This is a genomic window from Pantoea sp. PvP021 (genome assembly GCF_054056055.1).
Window position 1 is genome coordinate 629,866 of sequence record NZ_JBSRXX010000001.1, and the last position, 16,275, is coordinate 646,140.

14 protein-coding genes and 1 pseudogene are annotated in these 16,275 nt (G+C 54.7%); 6 read left to right on the plus strand and 9 right to left on the minus strand.

Features of this window, described 5'->3' with window-relative positions:
* Positions 1-70: 70 nt before the first annotated feature.
* Positions 71-2,374: an FdhF/YdeP family oxidoreductase gene (locus tag ACVKSX_RS02855; protein ID WP_033771920.1), complete on the minus strand. Its 2,304-nt coding sequence runs from the start codon at positions 2,372-2,374 to the stop codon at positions 71-73.
* A 261-nt stretch (positions 2,375-2,635) separates the two neighbouring features.
* Between ACVKSX_RS02855 and ACVKSX_RS02860 the strand changes: the two genes are divergently transcribed.
* From ACVKSX_RS02860 to ACVKSX_RS02875, 4 genes are all read left to right on the plus strand, one after another.
* Positions 2,636-4,222, plus strand: coding sequence for a PTS transporter subunit EIIC (locus tag ACVKSX_RS02860; RefSeq protein WP_307379738.1), 1,587 nt, complete (start codon positions 2,636-2,638; stop codon positions 4,220-4,222).
* Between the two features lie 186 nt (positions 4,223-4,408).
* Entirely contained in the window at positions 4,409-5,953 is a 1,545-nt protein-coding gene (locus ACVKSX_RS02865) for a methyl-accepting chemotaxis protein (protein ID WP_187491455.1), read from the plus strand.
* A 151-nt stretch (positions 5,954-6,104) separates the two neighbouring features.
* Positions 6,105-6,836, plus strand: coding sequence for a YoaK family protein (locus ACVKSX_RS02870; RefSeq protein WP_354438312.1), 732 nt, complete (start codon positions 6,105-6,107; stop codon positions 6,834-6,836).
* 191 nt (positions 6,837-7,027) lie between these two features.
* Positions 7,028-7,924 (plus strand): LysR family transcriptional regulator, encoded by an 897-nt coding sequence (locus ACVKSX_RS02875; protein WP_029519092.1) that lies wholly within the window; start codon positions 7,028-7,030, stop codon positions 7,922-7,924.
* 5 nt (positions 7,925-7,929) lie between these two features.
* On the opposite strand, the gene ACVKSX_RS02880 is transcribed toward ACVKSX_RS02875, so the two are convergent.
* The 5 genes from ACVKSX_RS02880 to sapC all read right to left on the minus strand — a co-directional run bounded on the left by ACVKSX_RS02880 (position 7,930) and on the right by sapC (position 12,880).
* Positions 7,930-9,042: a CMD domain-containing protein gene (locus ACVKSX_RS02880; protein ID WP_163851610.1), complete on the minus strand. Its 1,113-nt coding sequence runs from the start codon at positions 9,040-9,042 to the stop codon at positions 7,930-7,932.
* A 216-nt stretch (positions 9,043-9,258) separates the two neighbouring features.
* Complete coding sequence (gene fabI, locus ACVKSX_RS02885; protein ID WP_010244547.1) at positions 9,259-10,047, minus strand: enoyl-ACP reductase FabI; 789 nt, start codon at positions 10,045-10,047, stop codon at positions 9,259-9,261.
* Between the two features lie 141 nt (positions 10,048-10,188).
* A complete protein-coding gene (gene sapF / locus ACVKSX_RS02890; protein ID WP_010244550.1) occupies positions 10,189-10,992 on the minus strand; it encodes a putrescine export ABC transporter ATP-binding protein SapF in 804 nt (267 codons plus the stop codon).
* A gap of 1 nt (position 10,993) precedes the next feature.
* Positions 10,994-11,989: a putrescine export ABC transporter ATP-binding protein SapD gene (gene sapD / locus ACVKSX_RS02895; RefSeq protein WP_354438314.1), complete on the minus strand. Its 996-nt coding sequence runs from the start codon at positions 11,987-11,989 to the stop codon at positions 10,994-10,996.
* The gene (gene sapC / locus ACVKSX_RS02900) at positions 11,990-12,880 is read right to left on the minus strand and encodes a putrescine export ABC transporter permease SapC (protein ID WP_010670235.1); all 891 of its coding nucleotides are present in this window, start codon (positions 12,878-12,880) and stop codon (positions 11,990-11,992) included. It abuts the gene before it with no gap.
* Between the two features lie 165 nt (positions 12,881-13,045).
* On the opposite strand from sapC, the pseudogene ACVKSX_RS02905 reads away from it, so the two are divergent.
* Positions 13,046-13,336, plus strand: a pseudogene (locus ACVKSX_RS02905) (Arm DNA-binding domain-containing protein); the annotation flags it as partial.
* Positions 13,337-13,404: 68 nt separating this feature from the next.
* On the opposite strand, the gene ACVKSX_RS02910 reads toward ACVKSX_RS02905, so the two are convergent.
* The gene (locus ACVKSX_RS02910; protein ID WP_010244562.1) at positions 13,405-13,608 is read right to left on the minus strand and encodes a hypothetical protein; all 204 of its coding nucleotides are present in this window, start codon (positions 13,606-13,608) and stop codon (positions 13,405-13,407) included.
* Positions 13,609-14,191: 583 nt separating this feature from the next.
* On the opposite strand from ACVKSX_RS02910, the gene ACVKSX_RS02915 reads away from it, so the two are divergent.
* Positions 14,192-14,602 carry a helix-turn-helix domain-containing protein gene (locus ACVKSX_RS02915; RefSeq protein WP_354438316.1) on the plus strand — a complete coding sequence of 137 codons (411 nt, stop codon included), beginning with the start codon at positions 14,192-14,194 and terminating at the stop codon, positions 14,600-14,602.
* Between the two features lie 205 nt (positions 14,603-14,807).
* On the opposite strand, the gene ACVKSX_RS02920 is transcribed toward ACVKSX_RS02915, so the two are convergent.
* Both ACVKSX_RS02920 and ACVKSX_RS02925 read right to left on the minus strand, forming a co-directional pair.
* Positions 14,808-15,698, minus strand: a complete 891-nt coding sequence (locus ACVKSX_RS02920; RefSeq protein ID WP_033779098.1) for a GNAT family protein — start codon at positions 15,696-15,698, stop codon at positions 14,808-14,810.
* Between the two features lie 294 nt (positions 15,699-15,992).
* Positions 15,993-16,199, minus strand: a complete 207-nt coding sequence (locus ACVKSX_RS02925; protein ID WP_033769145.1) for a TraR/DksA C4-type zinc finger protein — start codon at positions 16,197-16,199, stop codon at positions 15,993-15,995.
* Positions 16,200-16,275 lie beyond the last annotated feature (76 nt).

The following is a 16,275-nucleotide window of genomic DNA, read 5'->3' on the forward strand; positions in this document are numbered from 1 at the left end:
GCGAATCGACGTCGCGCGGCAAGGCAAAAAGCCGGACGAGCCGGCTTTTTAGGGGGGAGTGAAAGGGCTGTCAGGCGATGCGCTGATCGGCCAGTGCCCCAGAGAGTTCCAGCTTCACCGGCACCGATTTTGAGGTCGGTGTGCCACTGTCATCACCAAAGCTGTTCAGCGGCACCAGCGGGTTGGTTTCCGGATAATAGGCCGCCAGGTTACCGCGCGGAATATTGTAGGGAACCAGTTTGAATCCGCTGACGCGACGGGTAATGCCATCATTCCACAGCGTTTCGATATCGACATTCTGGCCTTCGGTAAAGCCCAGGTCTGCCATATCGTCCGGGTTGATGAACACCACTTCACGCTGACCAAACACGCCACGGTAACGGTCATCAAGGCCGTAAATGGTGGTGTTGTACTGGTCGTGCGAACGCAGCGTCTGCAGGGTAAAAGGCACGTCCTGATCAAGATTCGGGAACAGTGAGGTCGGCAGCGCTGAGGCGTTGAACTCCGCTTTCTGGCTCGGGGTGTTGAAGCGCAACTCGGCTGCTGCGTTGCCCAGATAGAAACCGCCCGGGATATCACATTTGGCGTTAAAGTCGGCAAAGCCCGGGATCGTCGCGGCGATGTGCTCACGGATCAGGTTGTAATCACCCGCCAGCTCGCGCCATTTCACTTTTTCATCACCCAGCACCGCCTCGGCGATACCGGCAACAATCCAGGTCTCTGAACGCTGCGTTTCCGCCAGCGGAATACCGATCCCTTCAGAGGCGTGCACCATGCTGAAGGAGTCTTCCACGGTAATAAACTGATTGCCGGTGGCCTGCAGATCGCGCTCGGTGCGGCCCAGCGTCGGCAGAATCAGCCCATCGTGACCCGGCACCAGATGGCTGCGGTTCAGTTTGGTGCTGATATGCACGGTCAGACCACAGCGTGACATCGCCTCTTCGGTGCGCGGTGAGTCGGGTGCGGCCGCCGCCAGGTTGCCACCCAGCGCGATCAGCACTTTCACTTCATCACGCAGCATGGCGTTCAGCGCTTCCACGGTGTTGTGGCCTGCCGCACGCGGGGGCTCGAAATTGAAATGATTCCCCAGCGCATCCAGGAAGGCTTTCGCCGGTTTCTCATCGATGCCCATGGTGCGGTTGCCCTGCACATTACTGTGACCACGAACCGGGCAGAGGCCTGCGCCTTTTTTACCCAGCTGGCCAAACAGCAACTGCAGGTTGGTGATCTCGCGCACCGTGTCGACAGAGTGTTTGTGCTGGGTGATGCCCATCGCCCAAGTACAGATCACCCGGTCAGCGCTCTGGTAGATCGCCGCGGCTTCACGGATCTGCGCCTGCGTCAGGCCCGACTGCGCCACAATCTGCATCCAGCTGGTGTTATCCACGGCGTCGAGATACGCCTCAATGCCGTTGGTTTTAGCATTGATAAAGGTCTGATCGAACAGGCCGCTTTCACCAGCCGCCAGACGCGCGCGGTGGGTTTCCAGCAGGGATTTCACCATGCCGCGCACCGCCGCCATATCACCGCCCAGGTTCGGCTGGTAATAGGAGGAGCTGATGTTGCCCGCTTTCGAAGTCACCACTTCCAGCGGTTTCTGCGGATCGGCAAAACGTTCCAGACCGCGTTCACGCAGGGTATTAAAGGTGACGATTTTCGCACCGTGATCGGCAGCGTGACGCAGGCTGTGCAGCATACGCGGATGGTTAGTGCCGGGATTCTGACCGAAGACAAAAATGGCATCTGCGTGGTCGAAATCATCCAGACGAATGGTGCCTTTACCGACGCCAATGCTGCGCTTCAGGCCGGTGCCGCTGGCTTCGTGGCACATATTGGAGCAGTCAGGGAAGTTATTGGTCCCCATCAGGCGACCAAACAGCTGATAGAGCCAGGAGGCTTCATTGCTGGCGCGACCGGAGGTGTAAAGCTCCATCTGATCCGGATGATCCATCGCCTTGATGTGCTGCGCGATCAGCGCAAACGCATCATCCCAGCTGATGGGCTCGTAGTGATCGGTTTCCGCGTTGTAGCGCAGCGGATGGGTCAGACGTCCCTGATACTCCAGGAAGTAGTCACTCTGGGTATAGAGCGTGGTTACGCTGTGTTTAGCGAAAAAGTCGGTGTCGACCATCCGGCGTGTCGCTTCCCAGGTCACCGCTTTGGCGCCATTCTCGCAGAAGCTGAAGGTACTTTTATTGTCATCACCCCAGGCGCAGCCTGGACAGTCAAAACCGCGTGCTTTGTTCATGCGCATCAGGTTGCGCATATTTTTCAGGGCCGCTTTGCTGTCAAGAACGAAACGCGTGGTGGCTTCCAGTGAACCCCAGCCGCCCGCTGCCGCGCGATAGGGTTTGATTTGGCGTTTAAATTTCATATTGAGTGCAGGCTTTTTATAGTAGGAATTATTGTTTGGTGTTTGTTATCAGGTTATATCCTGATGGTGAAAGGAAGTCTGCAGCTATCCTCATACCTTGTCTAATTGATTGACTTAATGGTGCGATAGCTGGCGTTTATCGTGCATAAGCCAGAAATGTGATGCTGGTCAGATTTTACCCGCCTTTAACCTGCTGATAACGGGAGTTCTCCCGACAACAGGCTAATACTTGCTGTTCACAATCAGAGAGGGCGCGACTCCATGAAACAGCTGACCAGCCAGATTCATGCATTTGGCAAAGCGTTGATGATGCCAATCTCGGTCATCGCTGCCGCAGGTATCTTCCTTGGGCTGGCGGCGGCCATGCAGAACCCGGCGGTCACCGGCGATGCCTTTGCGCAGATGCAGGTGCCGCAGTTAATTATCGGCTTTATTCGCAAGGTTGCCGGAGCGCTATTCGCTAATCTGCCGGTCTTCTTTGCGGTAGCGAGTGCCATCGGACTGGCGAAAGCGGAAAAACCTACCGCCGCCTTTGCCGCGGTGATTGGCTATATCGTGATGAACGTCGGTATCAGCGTGACGCTGGCGGCCAAAGGGATCACCGCCGCCACCACCACGCCTGCAGCCCTGCAGCAGGCGGGCATGGACCAGACCTCCGCCATGATGACCTCGGCGGAATATATCAACATGCTGGGCGTCTTTACCTACAACATGAGCGTACTGGGCGGGGTGATTGCCGGACTGGTAACGGTGGCGCTGCACAATCGCTTTTATACCCAGCAACTGCCTACCGCGATCAGCTTCTTTGGCGGACGGCGTTTTGTGCCGATTGTGACCGTGGTCTGTCTGCCACTGATTGGGGTATTGCTGGCGCTGATCTGGCCGACCATTGGCGACGGTATCGCCTGGATTGGACAGATGATTGGCAAAAGCGGGCAGTATGGCGCTTTTCTGCTGGGGGCCTTTGAGCGCATCCTGATCCCCACCGGCCTGCATCACATCCTTAACGAAACCGTGCGTTTCACGCCTATTGGCGGCATGGCGGTGGTCGATGGCCAGACCGTGGTTGGTGCACTGAACATCTTCAACGCGTCACTGACTCATCCGGGATCGATCCCCGATGAGACGCTGCGCACCGCCACGCAGTTTCTGGCGCAGGGCAAGATTCCGGTGATGATGTTCGGCCTGCCCGCCGCGGCGCTGGCGATCTATCACACCGCCCGACCCGAGCATAAACAGCGGGTCAAAGCACTGGTCATGGCGGGGGCGCTGACCTCCTTCACCACCGGCATCACCGAACCGCTGGAGTTCTGCTTTATCTTTGTCTCGCCGGTGCTCTATCTGCTGCACGCTTTCCTGACCGGCCTGTCGTTTATGCTGATGTCGATGCTGCATCTGATGATTGGCAACGTGCAGGGCGGTGTTATCGACCTGGTGGTGTTCGGCATGCTGGGCGGGGCAAAAACCCACTGGTGGTGGACGCTGGCGCTGGGCGTGATCTATGCGCCGATCTACTACTACGCTTTCCGGCTGGTGATCACCCGGATGAATGTTGAAACGCCGGGCCGTGAATCGGAGGATGAGAAACCGCAACAGGTCGCCGCGGATGAACGGACTCAGGTCATTATCAGCGGGCTGGGCGGGCAGGCCAATATCGAGGATGTCGATTGCTGCTTTACCCGGCTGCGCGTGCGGGTCAAAGAGATGAATCAGGTGGTCGATCAGACGCTGATGAGCACCGGTGCCAACGGGGTCAATCGCGTCAGCGAGCACGACATTCAGGTGATCTACGGCCCGCAGGTCGAGAAGATCGCCAACGAGGTAAAAATGGCGCTGGGCGTCGCTTAACGGCAGCCTGTTTCACTCTTAGTGACGACGCTAACCGCCCGATGCCCGTGGGCGGTTAGCCCCTGTTCCCCGGAGCGCTCCGCCCGCTGCCGTCCCGCTTATTGTAACTAAAAAAAGCCCAGCCCTAATGGGCCGTACCTTTCTGCCGATATAGCGACTAATCCTCTTACTTTTCGGAACACCGCGATGTCGTTAAAAAAATCCTCCCTGATTATCTTCTCCTTCCTGCTGGCGCTGTTTCTCACCAGCGTGGCAATCAGCACCTGGTTGCTGATCCAGAGCAATCACTCGCTGAATGCGGTTAACAAAGAGATCCGTGTGGTGCTCTCGGTGATTGACCCCATTAACCACAGCCGCACGCTGCGTGTGCGTCTGATGGAGTACATGAAGGAGATTGAGGGCAGTGACGCAAATAATCCCGCCACGCTGGACAGCGTTCGGACCGTGGCCAGCAAAGCGGATGCTGCATTTCAGGCCTATATGAATGCGCCGCGTCTGCCGGGCGAAGAGGCGGAAGCCGACGCCTATAGTCAGGCTTATCAGGCCTATCGTCAGCAGGGTTTACAGCCGTTGATTGAGGCGGCAGAGGCACACGATCAGGTGCGCTTTAAAAATCAGATCGCCACCGTGGTTCGCCTTGATCGTCAGTATGAAATCATTCTGGACCGGGTGCTGGCTCAGCATGAAACCTATGCCAAAAAGCTTAACAGCGATGCACAGAGTCACTTTACCTCCGGCATTACCCTGCTGGGGCTGTTTGGGGTGCTGTTTTTCGCCATCATCGTCGCCATTTACATCTTCATGAAGCGCTATGTGCTTTCGCCGATCAATGATGCGCAGGAACACTGCAAGCTGATTGCGGCGGGCGTCCTGGATACCACGGTGCCGGCCAAAGCCGGTTCGCGCAGTGAAATTCAGTTGCTGATGGGCTCGCTGGAGCAGATGCGCAGCGCGCTGACCGCCATTATTCTCCAGGTGCGCGATTCAACCCGCTCAGTCTCCACCGCCTCTCAGGAGATTGCGGCGGGCAACATCGATCTCGCCTCGCGAACCGAACAGCAGGCTGCCGCGCTGACGGAAACCGCTGCCAGCATGGAGCAGCTGGGCGCAACGGTGAAACAGAACACTGAAAACGTCTTTGAAGCCTGCCGCCTGACCAGTGAAGCGGTGAAAAACGCGGAAAGCGGCGAAAAGGTCTCGCAGGAAGTGGTGACATCGATGGCGCTGATTAATGCCAGCTCGAAGAAGATCGAGGAGATCACCACCGTGATCGACAGCATCGCCTTCCAGACCAATATTCTGGCGCTGAACGCGGCAGTCGAAGCCGCCAGGGCGGGTGAACAGGGTCGCGGTTTTGCGGTGGTGGCAGGGGAAGTCCGTAATCTGGCCCAGCGCAGCGCTACCGCAGCCAAAGAGATTGAGGGGCTGATTGCGGAATCTGTTTCGATCATCCACGCCGGTTCCGATCAGGTCAGCCGGACCGGTGAGGCGATGAGCGCCATTATCTCCTCGGTCAGCCGCGTGAATCTGCTGATGGAGCACATCTCAACCGCTTCTGATGAACAGAGTCGCGGTATCGGTCAGATTGAGCAGGCGGTTACCGAGATGGACAGCGTCACACAGCAGAACTCGGCGCTGGTGCAGGAGTCTGCCGCAGCATCTGCCTCACTGGAAGAGCAGGTGCAGTATCTGACGCAGTCGGTCTCCACCTTCCGTCTGGCAAACAGTTAATCAGGGCTCTCCGCGCTGAGTTTATACAGCGCGGAGTCCGGAGCCCCGATGCTGAGTAATGCCCGACAGAGAAGGGAGAGTTTGATTCAGTGCCTTGTGGCGCAGGGCTAATCGGCGGATTATAAGGCTTTCCAGTAAATATGGGGTGGTCATGCTAATCAGCACGGAAAGTGCCCGCAGCAACAGCGCGGATACCCGACTGGCCTGCACGCTTGCCGCTGCCGCAGGCGCACTGAATACCGCAGCCTTTGAGATCGTCGGTTTTTTTTCAGCCAACATGACCGGGAATGTCTCGCTGCTGTCCGATCACCTGGCAAAAGCGAATCTGGGGCCTGGCCTGTTTTTTCTGTCGATCGTGCTTCTGTTTATTGCGGGTTCCATGTGTTCAACGCTGATCATTAATGCCGGGCACCGCAGAAATATCCGCACCATCTATGCCTTTGTCATCCTGATTGAGGGCAGCGCGCTGATTGCACTGGGGGTGATTGAAAATCACTTTCCGCCGCAGTCGCCCGGTGTCGTGTTGATCATGAGCCTGAGCTTTTTGATGGGGCTGCAGAATGCGGTGGTGACGCGGATCTCCAATGCCCGCGTTCGCACTACCCATATCTCCGGCACGGCGACCGATATCGGGATTGAGCTGGCAATGCTGTTTGAGGTGCTGCGACGTAAAGCGTCACCGAAAGAGGCACCGCTCTATCTGGGCCGGCTGCGGCTACACTGTCTGACCCTGCTTTCTTTCCTTGCAGGAGGGGTAGCCGGAATCGGGCTTTACCGACTGCTTAGCTACGATTTCCTGCTGCCAGTGGGGTTTGGTTTAATCTGTCTGGCGCTGAATGCCATCTTTACTAAGCCAGCAAAACAACAGGGCGCGATGATTTAAGTGCACACTCCTTATTGCTGCTTAAACCAGGGCGGCGCGAAGTCCTGATTTCATCGATCCGCCTGTGCAAATGAACCGTGCGGTTAAAACATCCGAGCCTGCGCGGGGTAACATTCAGCCTTATACTCTGGTTGATCCTGCGAACGAGACAGTAATGCGAACAGCCTTCAACCTGCTGATGGATAATTAACATCGACATTAAACAACTCATTTACTTGTGTAACCTGGAACGTGAACGCCATTTCGGGCGGGCCGCGGAAGCCAGTTTTGTTACACAGCCAACCCTCTCTATGCGCCTGAAAAATCTTGAGCGCGAGCTGGGCCTGCCGCTGATTAACCGCAGCAATAACTTTGCCGGATTTACCCCAGAGGGCGACCGTGTGCTGGCATGGGCGCGGGAAATCGTTTCGGTCTATCAGGGGCTGAAGCTGGAAGTGGAATCGCTGAAGCATGGGGTAAACGGTACGCTGCGGGTTGGCGTGGTGCCGCAGTGCAGCATGGCACTGCCGCTGCTGCTGAAAGCGGTGCAGGCGCGTTATCCTCAGCTCGACTATCGCATTGCGGTACTCAGTGCTGACCAGTTGCTGGAAGCGCTCAACAGCCACACCGTGGATGTCGGGATCGGTTTTTTCGAGATGGCAACCCTGCGTGAACTCCATTTTCAGACCGAGATGCTGGCAGATCGGGGCGTTGAAGCCATATTCCATCCCGACCATTTCCCTGAGCTGGTGGGGGAAACCGCGCTGACGCTTGATGAAGTGGCACAACAGCCGCTCTGCCTGGCGGAGCCGACGCGTTATTTCCGGCGTTATCTTGATATGGCTTTTCGAGAGGCGGCGCTGGTACCCCGGGTGATCGTCGAGAGCGCCTCTGTCATGCAACTGATGCAATGCGCGCAGGTCGGTCTCGGGCTGCTGGTGTCGCCGGTCGGTCATCTGCTGTCCGCTTCATTACAGGGGCTGCAGCAGCGCGCTATTACGCTGCCGCCGATGGCGCGCCAGGCGGCGCTGGTAATTGCCGAACCGGGCCGAGCCACACCGCTGGCGCAGCACTTTTTCGATGAAGCACGCGGTCTGCTGCCGGTTTAACGCGGTTACTGCGATTCGCCCAGGGCGTAAAACAGGCGGCTGTTCCAGTTGCCTATCGCCACGCTCTGTATCAGCGTAAACAGCGCATCAGCCTCCCAGCCCGCCTCCATTAGCGGCTGCAGATGGGCTGCGCTGAAACGCTCTGGCGAACGGGTCAGCTGCGCCGCCAGCGCAATAATCTGCTGCTCTTCCTCTTTTGCCGCCGCGTCATCCACGCCCTCAATTAAGATCTCATTTCCGGCCAGCAGCCGGAACGCCCAGCGACTGCCCAGAATACGGGCGGCCGTCGCTTCTGCCAGAGTATTGTCCTGAGTGAGATGCTGACGCAGTTGCGCCCAGCCATAGAGCACTGAGGGATCGTGTGCCAGCAGCCATACCGCGTCCTGCATTCCCGGCAGCGATTGACAGCGGGTAATGGCAGCGAGCTGCTCAGCACTGGCATACCGCAACTCCAGCGGTTTCAGCACGGGCTGCCAGCGGGCAGGCTGATCAAAACCTGCGGCCTCAGCATCCGGTGGTGCAGTGCTGCCGGGCAGCCAGCGTACCGGCTGGGCCTGCAGCGCCTGTAAACCGGCGACCACCCGCGCCTGATAACTGACAAAGCCGATCACCTGATTCAGCGTCACAATATCGGGCTCTGTCAGGCCGACTGCATCCAGGGCAGTGATTGCGCTGGCGCTGATCAGCTCAGGCTGCATCGCCAGCTGGCGTGCATATTGCGTAATCTGGGTGAGGCGATTATTACTTTCACGTGAGGAGTCGGGCCCGGGCAACGGATTGAGGCGGGCAGAGTAGTGATTACACAGCCGCTGTACACCCGCCACCTGCGCCACCGTCAGCGCCGTGCTGAGGCGATCGTAAAGCGTTAAGGTATGCGTGAGCGTGGTGACGACGCGGTCGGGGAACAGCAGCTGTGCCAGATCGCGCGCCGCCAGCAGGGCGGGCTGATTGGTGCGCAGCAGTGACTGCACCACGTTGTCATCGGCGTAACATCCCAGCAAAAAACGGTCATCGATATGGGCGGCCTCGGGCACCAGCGGTGCGGCCTGTGAGGTACGTGGACTGGTCTGGCTCTCGTAAAACCAGTGGTTATGGCCCGGATAGCGGCGTTGTTCCATGATCAATCCTTTTGCAAATTCGGGTTCGGTATGCAGGCGGCAGAATCTGAAAATATGCATAAACCGAAGGGCAGGCTTATCGTCGCTGATGGCCAGTCCGGGGCAAAAGATTGATCGGTGATAATTAATAGCGTTACGGTATAACGGCAGCGAAATCAGGCAGGAAGGGCGAGGCGGGAGAAAGTGAAGGGCGAGCCAGGCTCGCCCTTGCAGAACTTATTTCAGTTCCAGTTCGTTCATTGCGGCGATGCTGAAGCCGCCATCAACGTGTACCACTTCACCGGTGATGCCGCCTGCCAGGTCAGAGCAGAGGAATGCTGCTGAGTTGCCGACATCTTCGATGGTAACGGTACGGCGAATCGGGGTGACCGCTTCGCAGTGTGCCAGCATCTTACGGAAATCTTTGATGCCTGATGCTGCCAGGGTGCGGATTGGACCGGCAGAAACGGCGTTAACACGCACGCCTTCCGGGCCCATGGCGTTTGCCATGTAGCGCACGTTGGCTTCCAGCGACGCTTTCGCCAGACCCATCACGTTGTAGTTCGGGATCGCGCGCTCAGCACCCAGGTAAGAGAGGGTCAGCAGCGCAGAGTGTGGATTCAGCATCTCGCGGCACTCTTTGGCCATCGCGACGAAGCTGTAAGCACTGATGTCATGCGCGATTTTAAAGCCTTCGCGGGTAACGGCGTTCACGTAGTCGCCAACCAGCTGCTCGCCAGGGGCGAAACCGATAGAGTGAACGAAACCGTCAAATTTCGGCCAGGTTTTTGCCAGTTCAGTGAACAGAGATTTGATGCTCTCATCTTCGGCTACGTCACATGGCAGCACGATGTCTGAACCCAAATCTTTGGCAAACTCTTCCACACGACCTTTTAATTTGTCGTTCTGGTAGGTGAAAGCCAGTTCTGCGCCCTGTTTGTGCATCGCCTGTGCAATACCGTAGGCGATGGAAAGTTTACTGGCAACGCCAGTAATCAGAATGCGCTTACCGGAAAGAAAACCCATAGCTGTAATCCTTATGGTCATTGTAGTTGGCGGCCGCATGGTTAAAAAGTAAGCGACCGACGTTAATCGACGTGCGGATTCTAGCACGTCTCTCATAAATCAGGTAAATCGGCCCGCAATTTCCGCGATATGCAGCAAAAATCAACGCTCTCGCCGCCAGGCTTCGGCACTCAATGCTTCGCCAAAGTGGCTGCTGATCAGTCGTCGGGTCAGATCGTGCAGCGGGGAGGCCAGCACATCAGCGGTGCCGCCGCGCTCGACCACTTCGCCCTGATGCATCACCAGCACCTTATCGCTGATGTGCTTCATCATCCCCAGATGCTGGGTAACATAAATGTATGCGATACCATGCTTCTCCTGCAGTTCCAGCATCAGATTCACCAGCTGGGAACGCATGGTCATATCCAGTGAGGCCAGCGCTTCATCGGCCACAATCACTTTGGGTTGCAAAATCAACGCGCGGGCCAGCCCCAGACGCTGCTTCTGACCGGGTGCCAGCATGTGCGGATAATAGCCGGCGTGATCGCGCAGTAATCCCACCTGACGCAGGGTAGCGATAATGCGTTTCTCTCGATCCTCCGCGCTGAGATCGGTATTAAGCCGCAGCGGGAACTCCAGAATCTGGCTGATACGCTGACGCGGATTCAGGGAGGTTGAGGGGTCCTGGAAAATCATGCGGATGCGCTGACTGCGATAGCCATAATCGCCGAAGGTCAGCGGATGATCGTCTATCAGAATCTCACCTTCGGTAGGGGCGACCATGCCGCTGAGCATCTTCGCCAGCGTGGACTTGCCGGAGCCATTTTCGCCGATTATCGCCAGCGTCTGCCTCTCGCGTAGGGTAAAACTGACTGACTTCACCGCCTCAACGTGCTGACGGCGGAACAGGCCCGTGCGATAGCGAAAGGTTTTACTCAGGTTGCGCACTTCCAGCAGGGTCTCCATGCTACTGGCCCTCCATATTCAGCGGGAAATGACAGGCATAAAGATGCGTTTTGCTGCCGGTGAGCCGTGGCGTTTCAATACATTTGCGCTGCGCATAAGGGCAACGTGGCCCCAGACGACAGCCAATCGGCAGGCTGTCCAGCGACGGGATCGCCCCTGACAGGGTATTGAGACGGCTTTTGTGCGGCAGGGATCGTCCAAAATCGGGCATCGCCCGAATCAGCGCCTGAGTATAAGGATGGTGCGGCGTACTCATTAAATCTTCGCTCTGGGCGGTTTCTACCGTCTGACCACAGTACATCACGTTGATACGGTCCGCCCACTGGCTCATGGTGCGCAGGTCATGACTGATCAGCAGAATGGTGGTGTTGTTGTTCTGGTTCAGACGGCTCAGCAGGCGGAAAATCTGCGCCTGCGTAGTGGGTTCCATGGCATTCGTCGGCTCATCGGCAATCAGCAGACGCGGCTGATTAGCCAGCGCAATCGCGATCATCACTTTCTGGCATTCGCCTTCGGTCAGCTCATAGGGGAAGCTGCGCATTATATCTTTGTGATCTTTAATGCCGACGCGATGCAGCAGTTCGATGGCGCGGGTTTTGCGCCAGAACCAGAAGCGTTTCAGCCACGGACCTTTATACGTCCAGCGCGGGATCACCTGCATCAGCTGACGACCGATGCTTTCAGAGGGATCCAGACAGGATTGCGGCTCCTGAAAAATCATCGAGACGTTATGTCCGATAATGCGGCGGCGCTCGCGCGACGACAGGCGCAGCAGGTCGACATCATCAAATACCATGCGATCGGCGGTGACACGCCAGTTATCGTTAGTTACGCCGCAGATCGCCTTGGCAACCAGACTCTTACCGGAGCCGGACTCACCGACCAGGCCACGGATTTCACCTTCGCCCAGCGTCAGATTGACGCGATCGACCGCTTTGACCGGTCCGTCAGCGGTCATAAATTCAATGGTCAGATTACGGATATCGAGTAACGGCATTTATTCCACTCCCGCTTCGACGGCGCGACGGATGCCGTCACCGAGCAGGTTAACAATTAATACGCTGACCATCAGTGCCACACCCGGCAGCATAACGGTCCAGGGGGCGACGTAGATCAGCTCCAGCGAATCACCCAGCATCGCTCCCCATTCGGGCGAAGGCAGCTGCGCGCCCAGGTCGAGAAACCCGAGTGCGGCTATATCCAGAATCGCCATCGACAGCGCGCGGGTAATTTCGGTGATCAGCAACGGTAAAATGTTAGGCAAAATGGCGTAGCGCAGGATGTTGCGGCCTCTGGCACCGTCCAGACGTGCCGCCACCACATACTCTTTTTCCAGCTCATCATGCACGGCACTATAAATCTCGCGCACCAGACGTGGAATCAGCGCCAGCCAGACGGCCAGCAGTGCATGCTCGAGTCGCGGTCCGAGAAACGCCACCACGATAATCGCCAGTAACAGCGACGGAATAGAGAGCAGGGTATCCAGTACGTGGTTCATCACCGCCGAGCGTATGCCATGCGTCATGCCCGCCAGTACGCCCAGCACCAGCGCGCCGAGCGTGGCGAACAGCGTCACCAGAATCGCCGAACCCACCGTTGGGCCCGCACCGCTCAGCAGGCGGCTCAGCACATCCCGACCCAGATCGTCAGTGCCGAGAAAGAAGGAGACATCGCCGTAGTGTGACCAGGACGGCGGCAGCAACTGATAACCCAGGAACTGCTGATCGATATCGTATGGCGCTATCAGCCCGCCAAACAGACAGAGCAGCAGCAGTGCGCCAAAGCCATACAGCCCGACCATCGAAATCGGGTTGCCATAGAAATGGTGCCAGCTCTGACGAAACGCGCTGGGCAGGCGTTTTTCGGCGTAGATATTATCGGAGGGCATACGCTTTCACTTTATTGTGCTTGAGTTCGGACAACGTTTCTTTATAAAAATCACTCATATCAGAGGGTTATCCTGAGGACATGCTTTATGTTTCTTTATCATGGCTGACTCTGAGTAGCGTTAATTTATGTGTTTTGTGTACACCTCTGCGTAGACGCAAAGAAGATGTACACATTGCAGACAGACACTAAGCTCAGGAAAGCGCTGGGTAAGCGCCGCGACAAAGCAGAGGTTATCTTCGACTCGTCCGGACTGAATGTCAGGCTCTCCATTTGAGGCAACGTGACATTTTTCTACCGTTATCGCTGGGAGGCTTAGCCCGTCAGCTGACTACAGGGGGATTATCCGTCGATATCCCTGTTACAGGCAAGGAAACGGCGTCAGCAATTTCGGCTCTGGATTGCAAAGGGTTATGATCCGCGTCGGCATATCATCCTGAACAGCCTGAAAAAAGTTATATTCACCTCCGGATAACAGGCAATAAAAACCGCCCTGTTGGGCGGCGGAGTAGATCTTAGCGGAGGCTACGCTGGCCGGACCCTGGCCTTTGTCGGGTGTCCATCAGGCCCATCGTCATGGGTGTGGTCAGGATCCGGCTCAATGATCACGATATAATCTTTACCTATCCCATCGCGCGTTAACGTCACTAAATCTCCGGCAACAGGTTTGGTGTCAAACTCATGTTCCTCTTCAACGCCGGTATCTTCAAAAATTACAGCGAATTTCATTTTTCGTCCTCTTTCTGATAAACCGCGTCGTTACCGCGAGGTTTGTTGCTGACGCCTACTTAAAGAATTTTAGACTATCCTGAAAATATCAGGCATCTCAGTGAATTACCTGATTCCGATATTACGCGCGATTACCGGCTGGCTTCAGGTGTCCCGGTGTTCAGACCGCTGTGGACGCATACCCGCCTGGCGGTTTCAGGTGCAGATGCTATGCGCGAATGGCTCACTACTGAAACCCTGCCGTAACCCGCACAGGAAATCGTTCATGATGCTGCATGAGTAATACACCGTAAATCTTCCACGGACGACGGATAATCCAACACCTAAGACGTTCGCCTCAACAGAGATCACTTTTTGTGCAACATTGACAGATTCTTCATCATTTCCTGATTGTTCATTGATGACTTTAGGGGATAGTCGCGTGCTGAGATAGAGCCTTTTACTAAAGGAGATAAATCGGTGGCGAAAATAAAATGAAAGGAGCTTAGACAAGGGAATTGCAAACGGTCAATATAGAATTAAATTTTGTGTGATAATGGATTTGAATTAAAAGAGACCGCAAAAAACGCAAAAGGGGGATGGCATGACAGATAAAAACTTCTTTAATGCATTAACAGAATGGATTGATGATCATGCGGATGAAAAAATAAGCCTGGATAAAGTGGCTAAAAAAAGTGGATATTCAAAATGGCACCTTAACAGAATGTTCACAAAGCATTGCGGAGTCAGCCTCGGGAAATATATTAATAACACCAGAATGCAGGCGGCCTCGCTGAGTTTAAGGTTTACTGAAGCCACTATTGCAGAGGTAGCTGATCAGTTCAACTACGACTCACAGCAAACGTTCACTCGCGCCTTCTCACGACATTTTGGTATGCCTCCCGGCATCTGGCGAATCACTGATGCTGCAAAAAAATCAGATAAGAACTCTCTATGCTTCCCCAGCGATGACGCCATTTTCAGGCAGCGGTTGAGAGCTTACATAATGCCGTAGGTTTACCTGATTGCATCCGCAGCAAATTATTATCTACAGGACGGCGGGGAAGGACCGCGATGCATAAAAAATTAAAATCGGCCCTGAGATTAAACGTTTTATCTTTAAACACCCTTCATGGGTGCCTGGCAATTCAGTAACGCGCCGTTTTGTGCTAATTTTCAGCCGCTCTGTTGCAGAAAATAAGCCTGATTCCTAAGAAAGATTAAAAAATTGTTTTCCCCGTGGAGTGCGCATCCGCCCAGCGAAGCTTATACGTCCATTCTTTATCAAGTGAGCCGATTGAAAGCCTCATCTCTTTTCCCGTCTGTTTACAGAAGTCCCTTGCCGCACCAATGTTTTTCCACATAAGTAAACTACCCGGGCTAAGGTCCGAATATTTCATGTTAACGCCGCCGTTTGGCACATCAAAATAGATAATGTGTTCACTCTCAGCCATGAAGAGCAGATCCATCGCGCACGGCTCGTTCCCTACAAAAAGAATATAGCCGAAGAGCATCCTTTTCATGGCAATGATAAGCGTGATCAGGTTCTCTCTGGAATAACAGGTTATGCTGTCAGAGAAACGGGATTTAAAAAGGAAGATATAATAGTCTGCCAGCTCTTCTGGGCTGAATTGATTCATATCACAGCAGCGGCCACCCGCACGTGTGAACCGGTTGTATTCGTTGCGGCGATTCTTTTCAGTTTTTACTGAATAGCTCTCTTTTACAAAGCACACTTTATTTTTTCGGGCAAAAGAAAAGTTAAAATTTATGAAGTTGTGCTTGTTGAAATGTGACATTTTATTGGTTCTTTCAGGGAAACACATAGAAGCATTTTTAGCCGCTGGCACCATGATCTCATCATAAGATAGCGGGAACTTTTTCCATTGATCGACACCTATCCGTGAGTGATCCAGCAGGGCATATGCGGCAATATAGCCACCTTGCTTTACTTTATGAAAATACGTTGCCTCATGACCTGTGCGAGATGAGAAAAACCTGATCACGTCAGGATGCATATTAACACTCCCGCCAAAACGGTTAAAACAGTGCTCATAAATGCCAGCGTCGGATTTTTCCCAGCCGTAAAGCATTCTTTTGAAGTGGCTCATATAAAATGTTAAACCTGATAGTTGTTCTGATAAATCGAGTTAAAAAGATGGCTCCTGAATGTCAGCCACCCTATGCTATTTTTTCCTGTCACTAATTCCGGACAGATGGTCTCTGTTGTGACATTTAATCAGGGCATTATGTATTTTTTTTATCAACGTAAAGGCAAGGAAATATCAAGAATCTATCAAGCGATGTCGTTTTATTGCTTTATATTTGTGAGGGCTGCCTGACATTTATATCAAGTTTATCTGAGTCACCCGCGTAATAGCCTGACCGGGTGACTTCATTCTCTCTCAGACAATCCGCTGGCTTTGCTCCCGACGATGCTTGTGATAATCCTCATCACACTCGCTTGAACAGAAAGCAGTTTCAGCCACTACGGACTCATCTTTACACCAGATGCATAAGCCGTTTGGGCTTTTGAGTTTGGCCTTACGAGCTGCCAGAGAGGTAGCGAGATGCGCTTCTTCTCGCTCCTGTGCCAGATCAACTTCATCCATAAATGTTCATCACCTCATCAATTTTTACGCTTCGAACTTAAATCGGTTTCTGCAGGAACAATATTCGTGTACATCA

Excerpts from the sequence above, each read along its gene's own strand:
- ACVKSX_RS02855 (WP_033771920.1), bottom strand. The coding sequence starts at position 2,374 with ATGAAATTTAAACGCCAAATCAAACCCTATCGCGCGGCAGCGGGCGGC.
- ACVKSX_RS02915 (WP_354438316.1), top strand. The coding sequence starts at position 14,192 with ATGACAGATAAAAACTTCTTTAATGCATTAACAGAATGGATTGATGAT.
- sapC (WP_010670235.1), bottom strand. The coding sequence starts at position 12,880 with ATGCCCTCCGATAATATCTACGCCGAAAAACGCCTGCCCAGCGCGTTT.
- ACVKSX_RS02910 (WP_010244562.1), bottom strand. The coding sequence starts at position 13,608 with ATGAAATTCGCTGTAATTTTTGAAGATACCGGCGTTGAAGAGGAACAT.
- ACVKSX_RS02880 (WP_163851610.1), bottom strand. The coding sequence starts at position 9,042 with ATGGAACAACGCCGCTATCCGGGCCATAACCACTGGTTTTACGAGAGC.
- ACVKSX_RS02865 (WP_187491455.1), top strand. The coding sequence starts at position 4,409 with ATGTCGTTAAAAAAATCCTCCCTGATTATCTTCTCCTTCCTGCTGGCG.
- sapD (WP_354438314.1), bottom strand. The coding sequence starts at position 11,989 with ATGCCGTTACTCGATATCCGTAATCTGACCATTGAATTTATGACCGCT.
- ACVKSX_RS02870 (WP_354438312.1), top strand. The coding sequence starts at position 6,105 with ATGCTAATCAGCACGGAAAGTGCCCGCAGCAACAGCGCGGATACCCGA.
- sapF (WP_010244550.1), bottom strand. The coding sequence starts at position 10,992 with ATGGAGACCCTGCTGGAAGTGCGCAACCTGAGTAAAACCTTTCGCTAT.
- ACVKSX_RS02920 (WP_033779098.1), bottom strand. The coding sequence starts at position 15,698 with ATGAGCCACTTCAAAAGAATGCTTTACGGCTGGGAAAAATCCGACGCT.
- fabI (WP_010244547.1), bottom strand. The coding sequence starts at position 10,047 with ATGGGTTTTCTTTCCGGTAAGCGCATTCTGATTACTGGCGTTGCCAGT.
- ACVKSX_RS02925 (WP_033769145.1), bottom strand. The coding sequence starts at position 16,199 with ATGGATGAAGTTGATCTGGCACAGGAGCGAGAAGAAGCGCATCTCGCT.
- ACVKSX_RS02860 (WP_307379738.1), top strand. The coding sequence starts at position 2,636 with ATGAAACAGCTGACCAGCCAGATTCATGCATTTGGCAAAGCGTTGATG.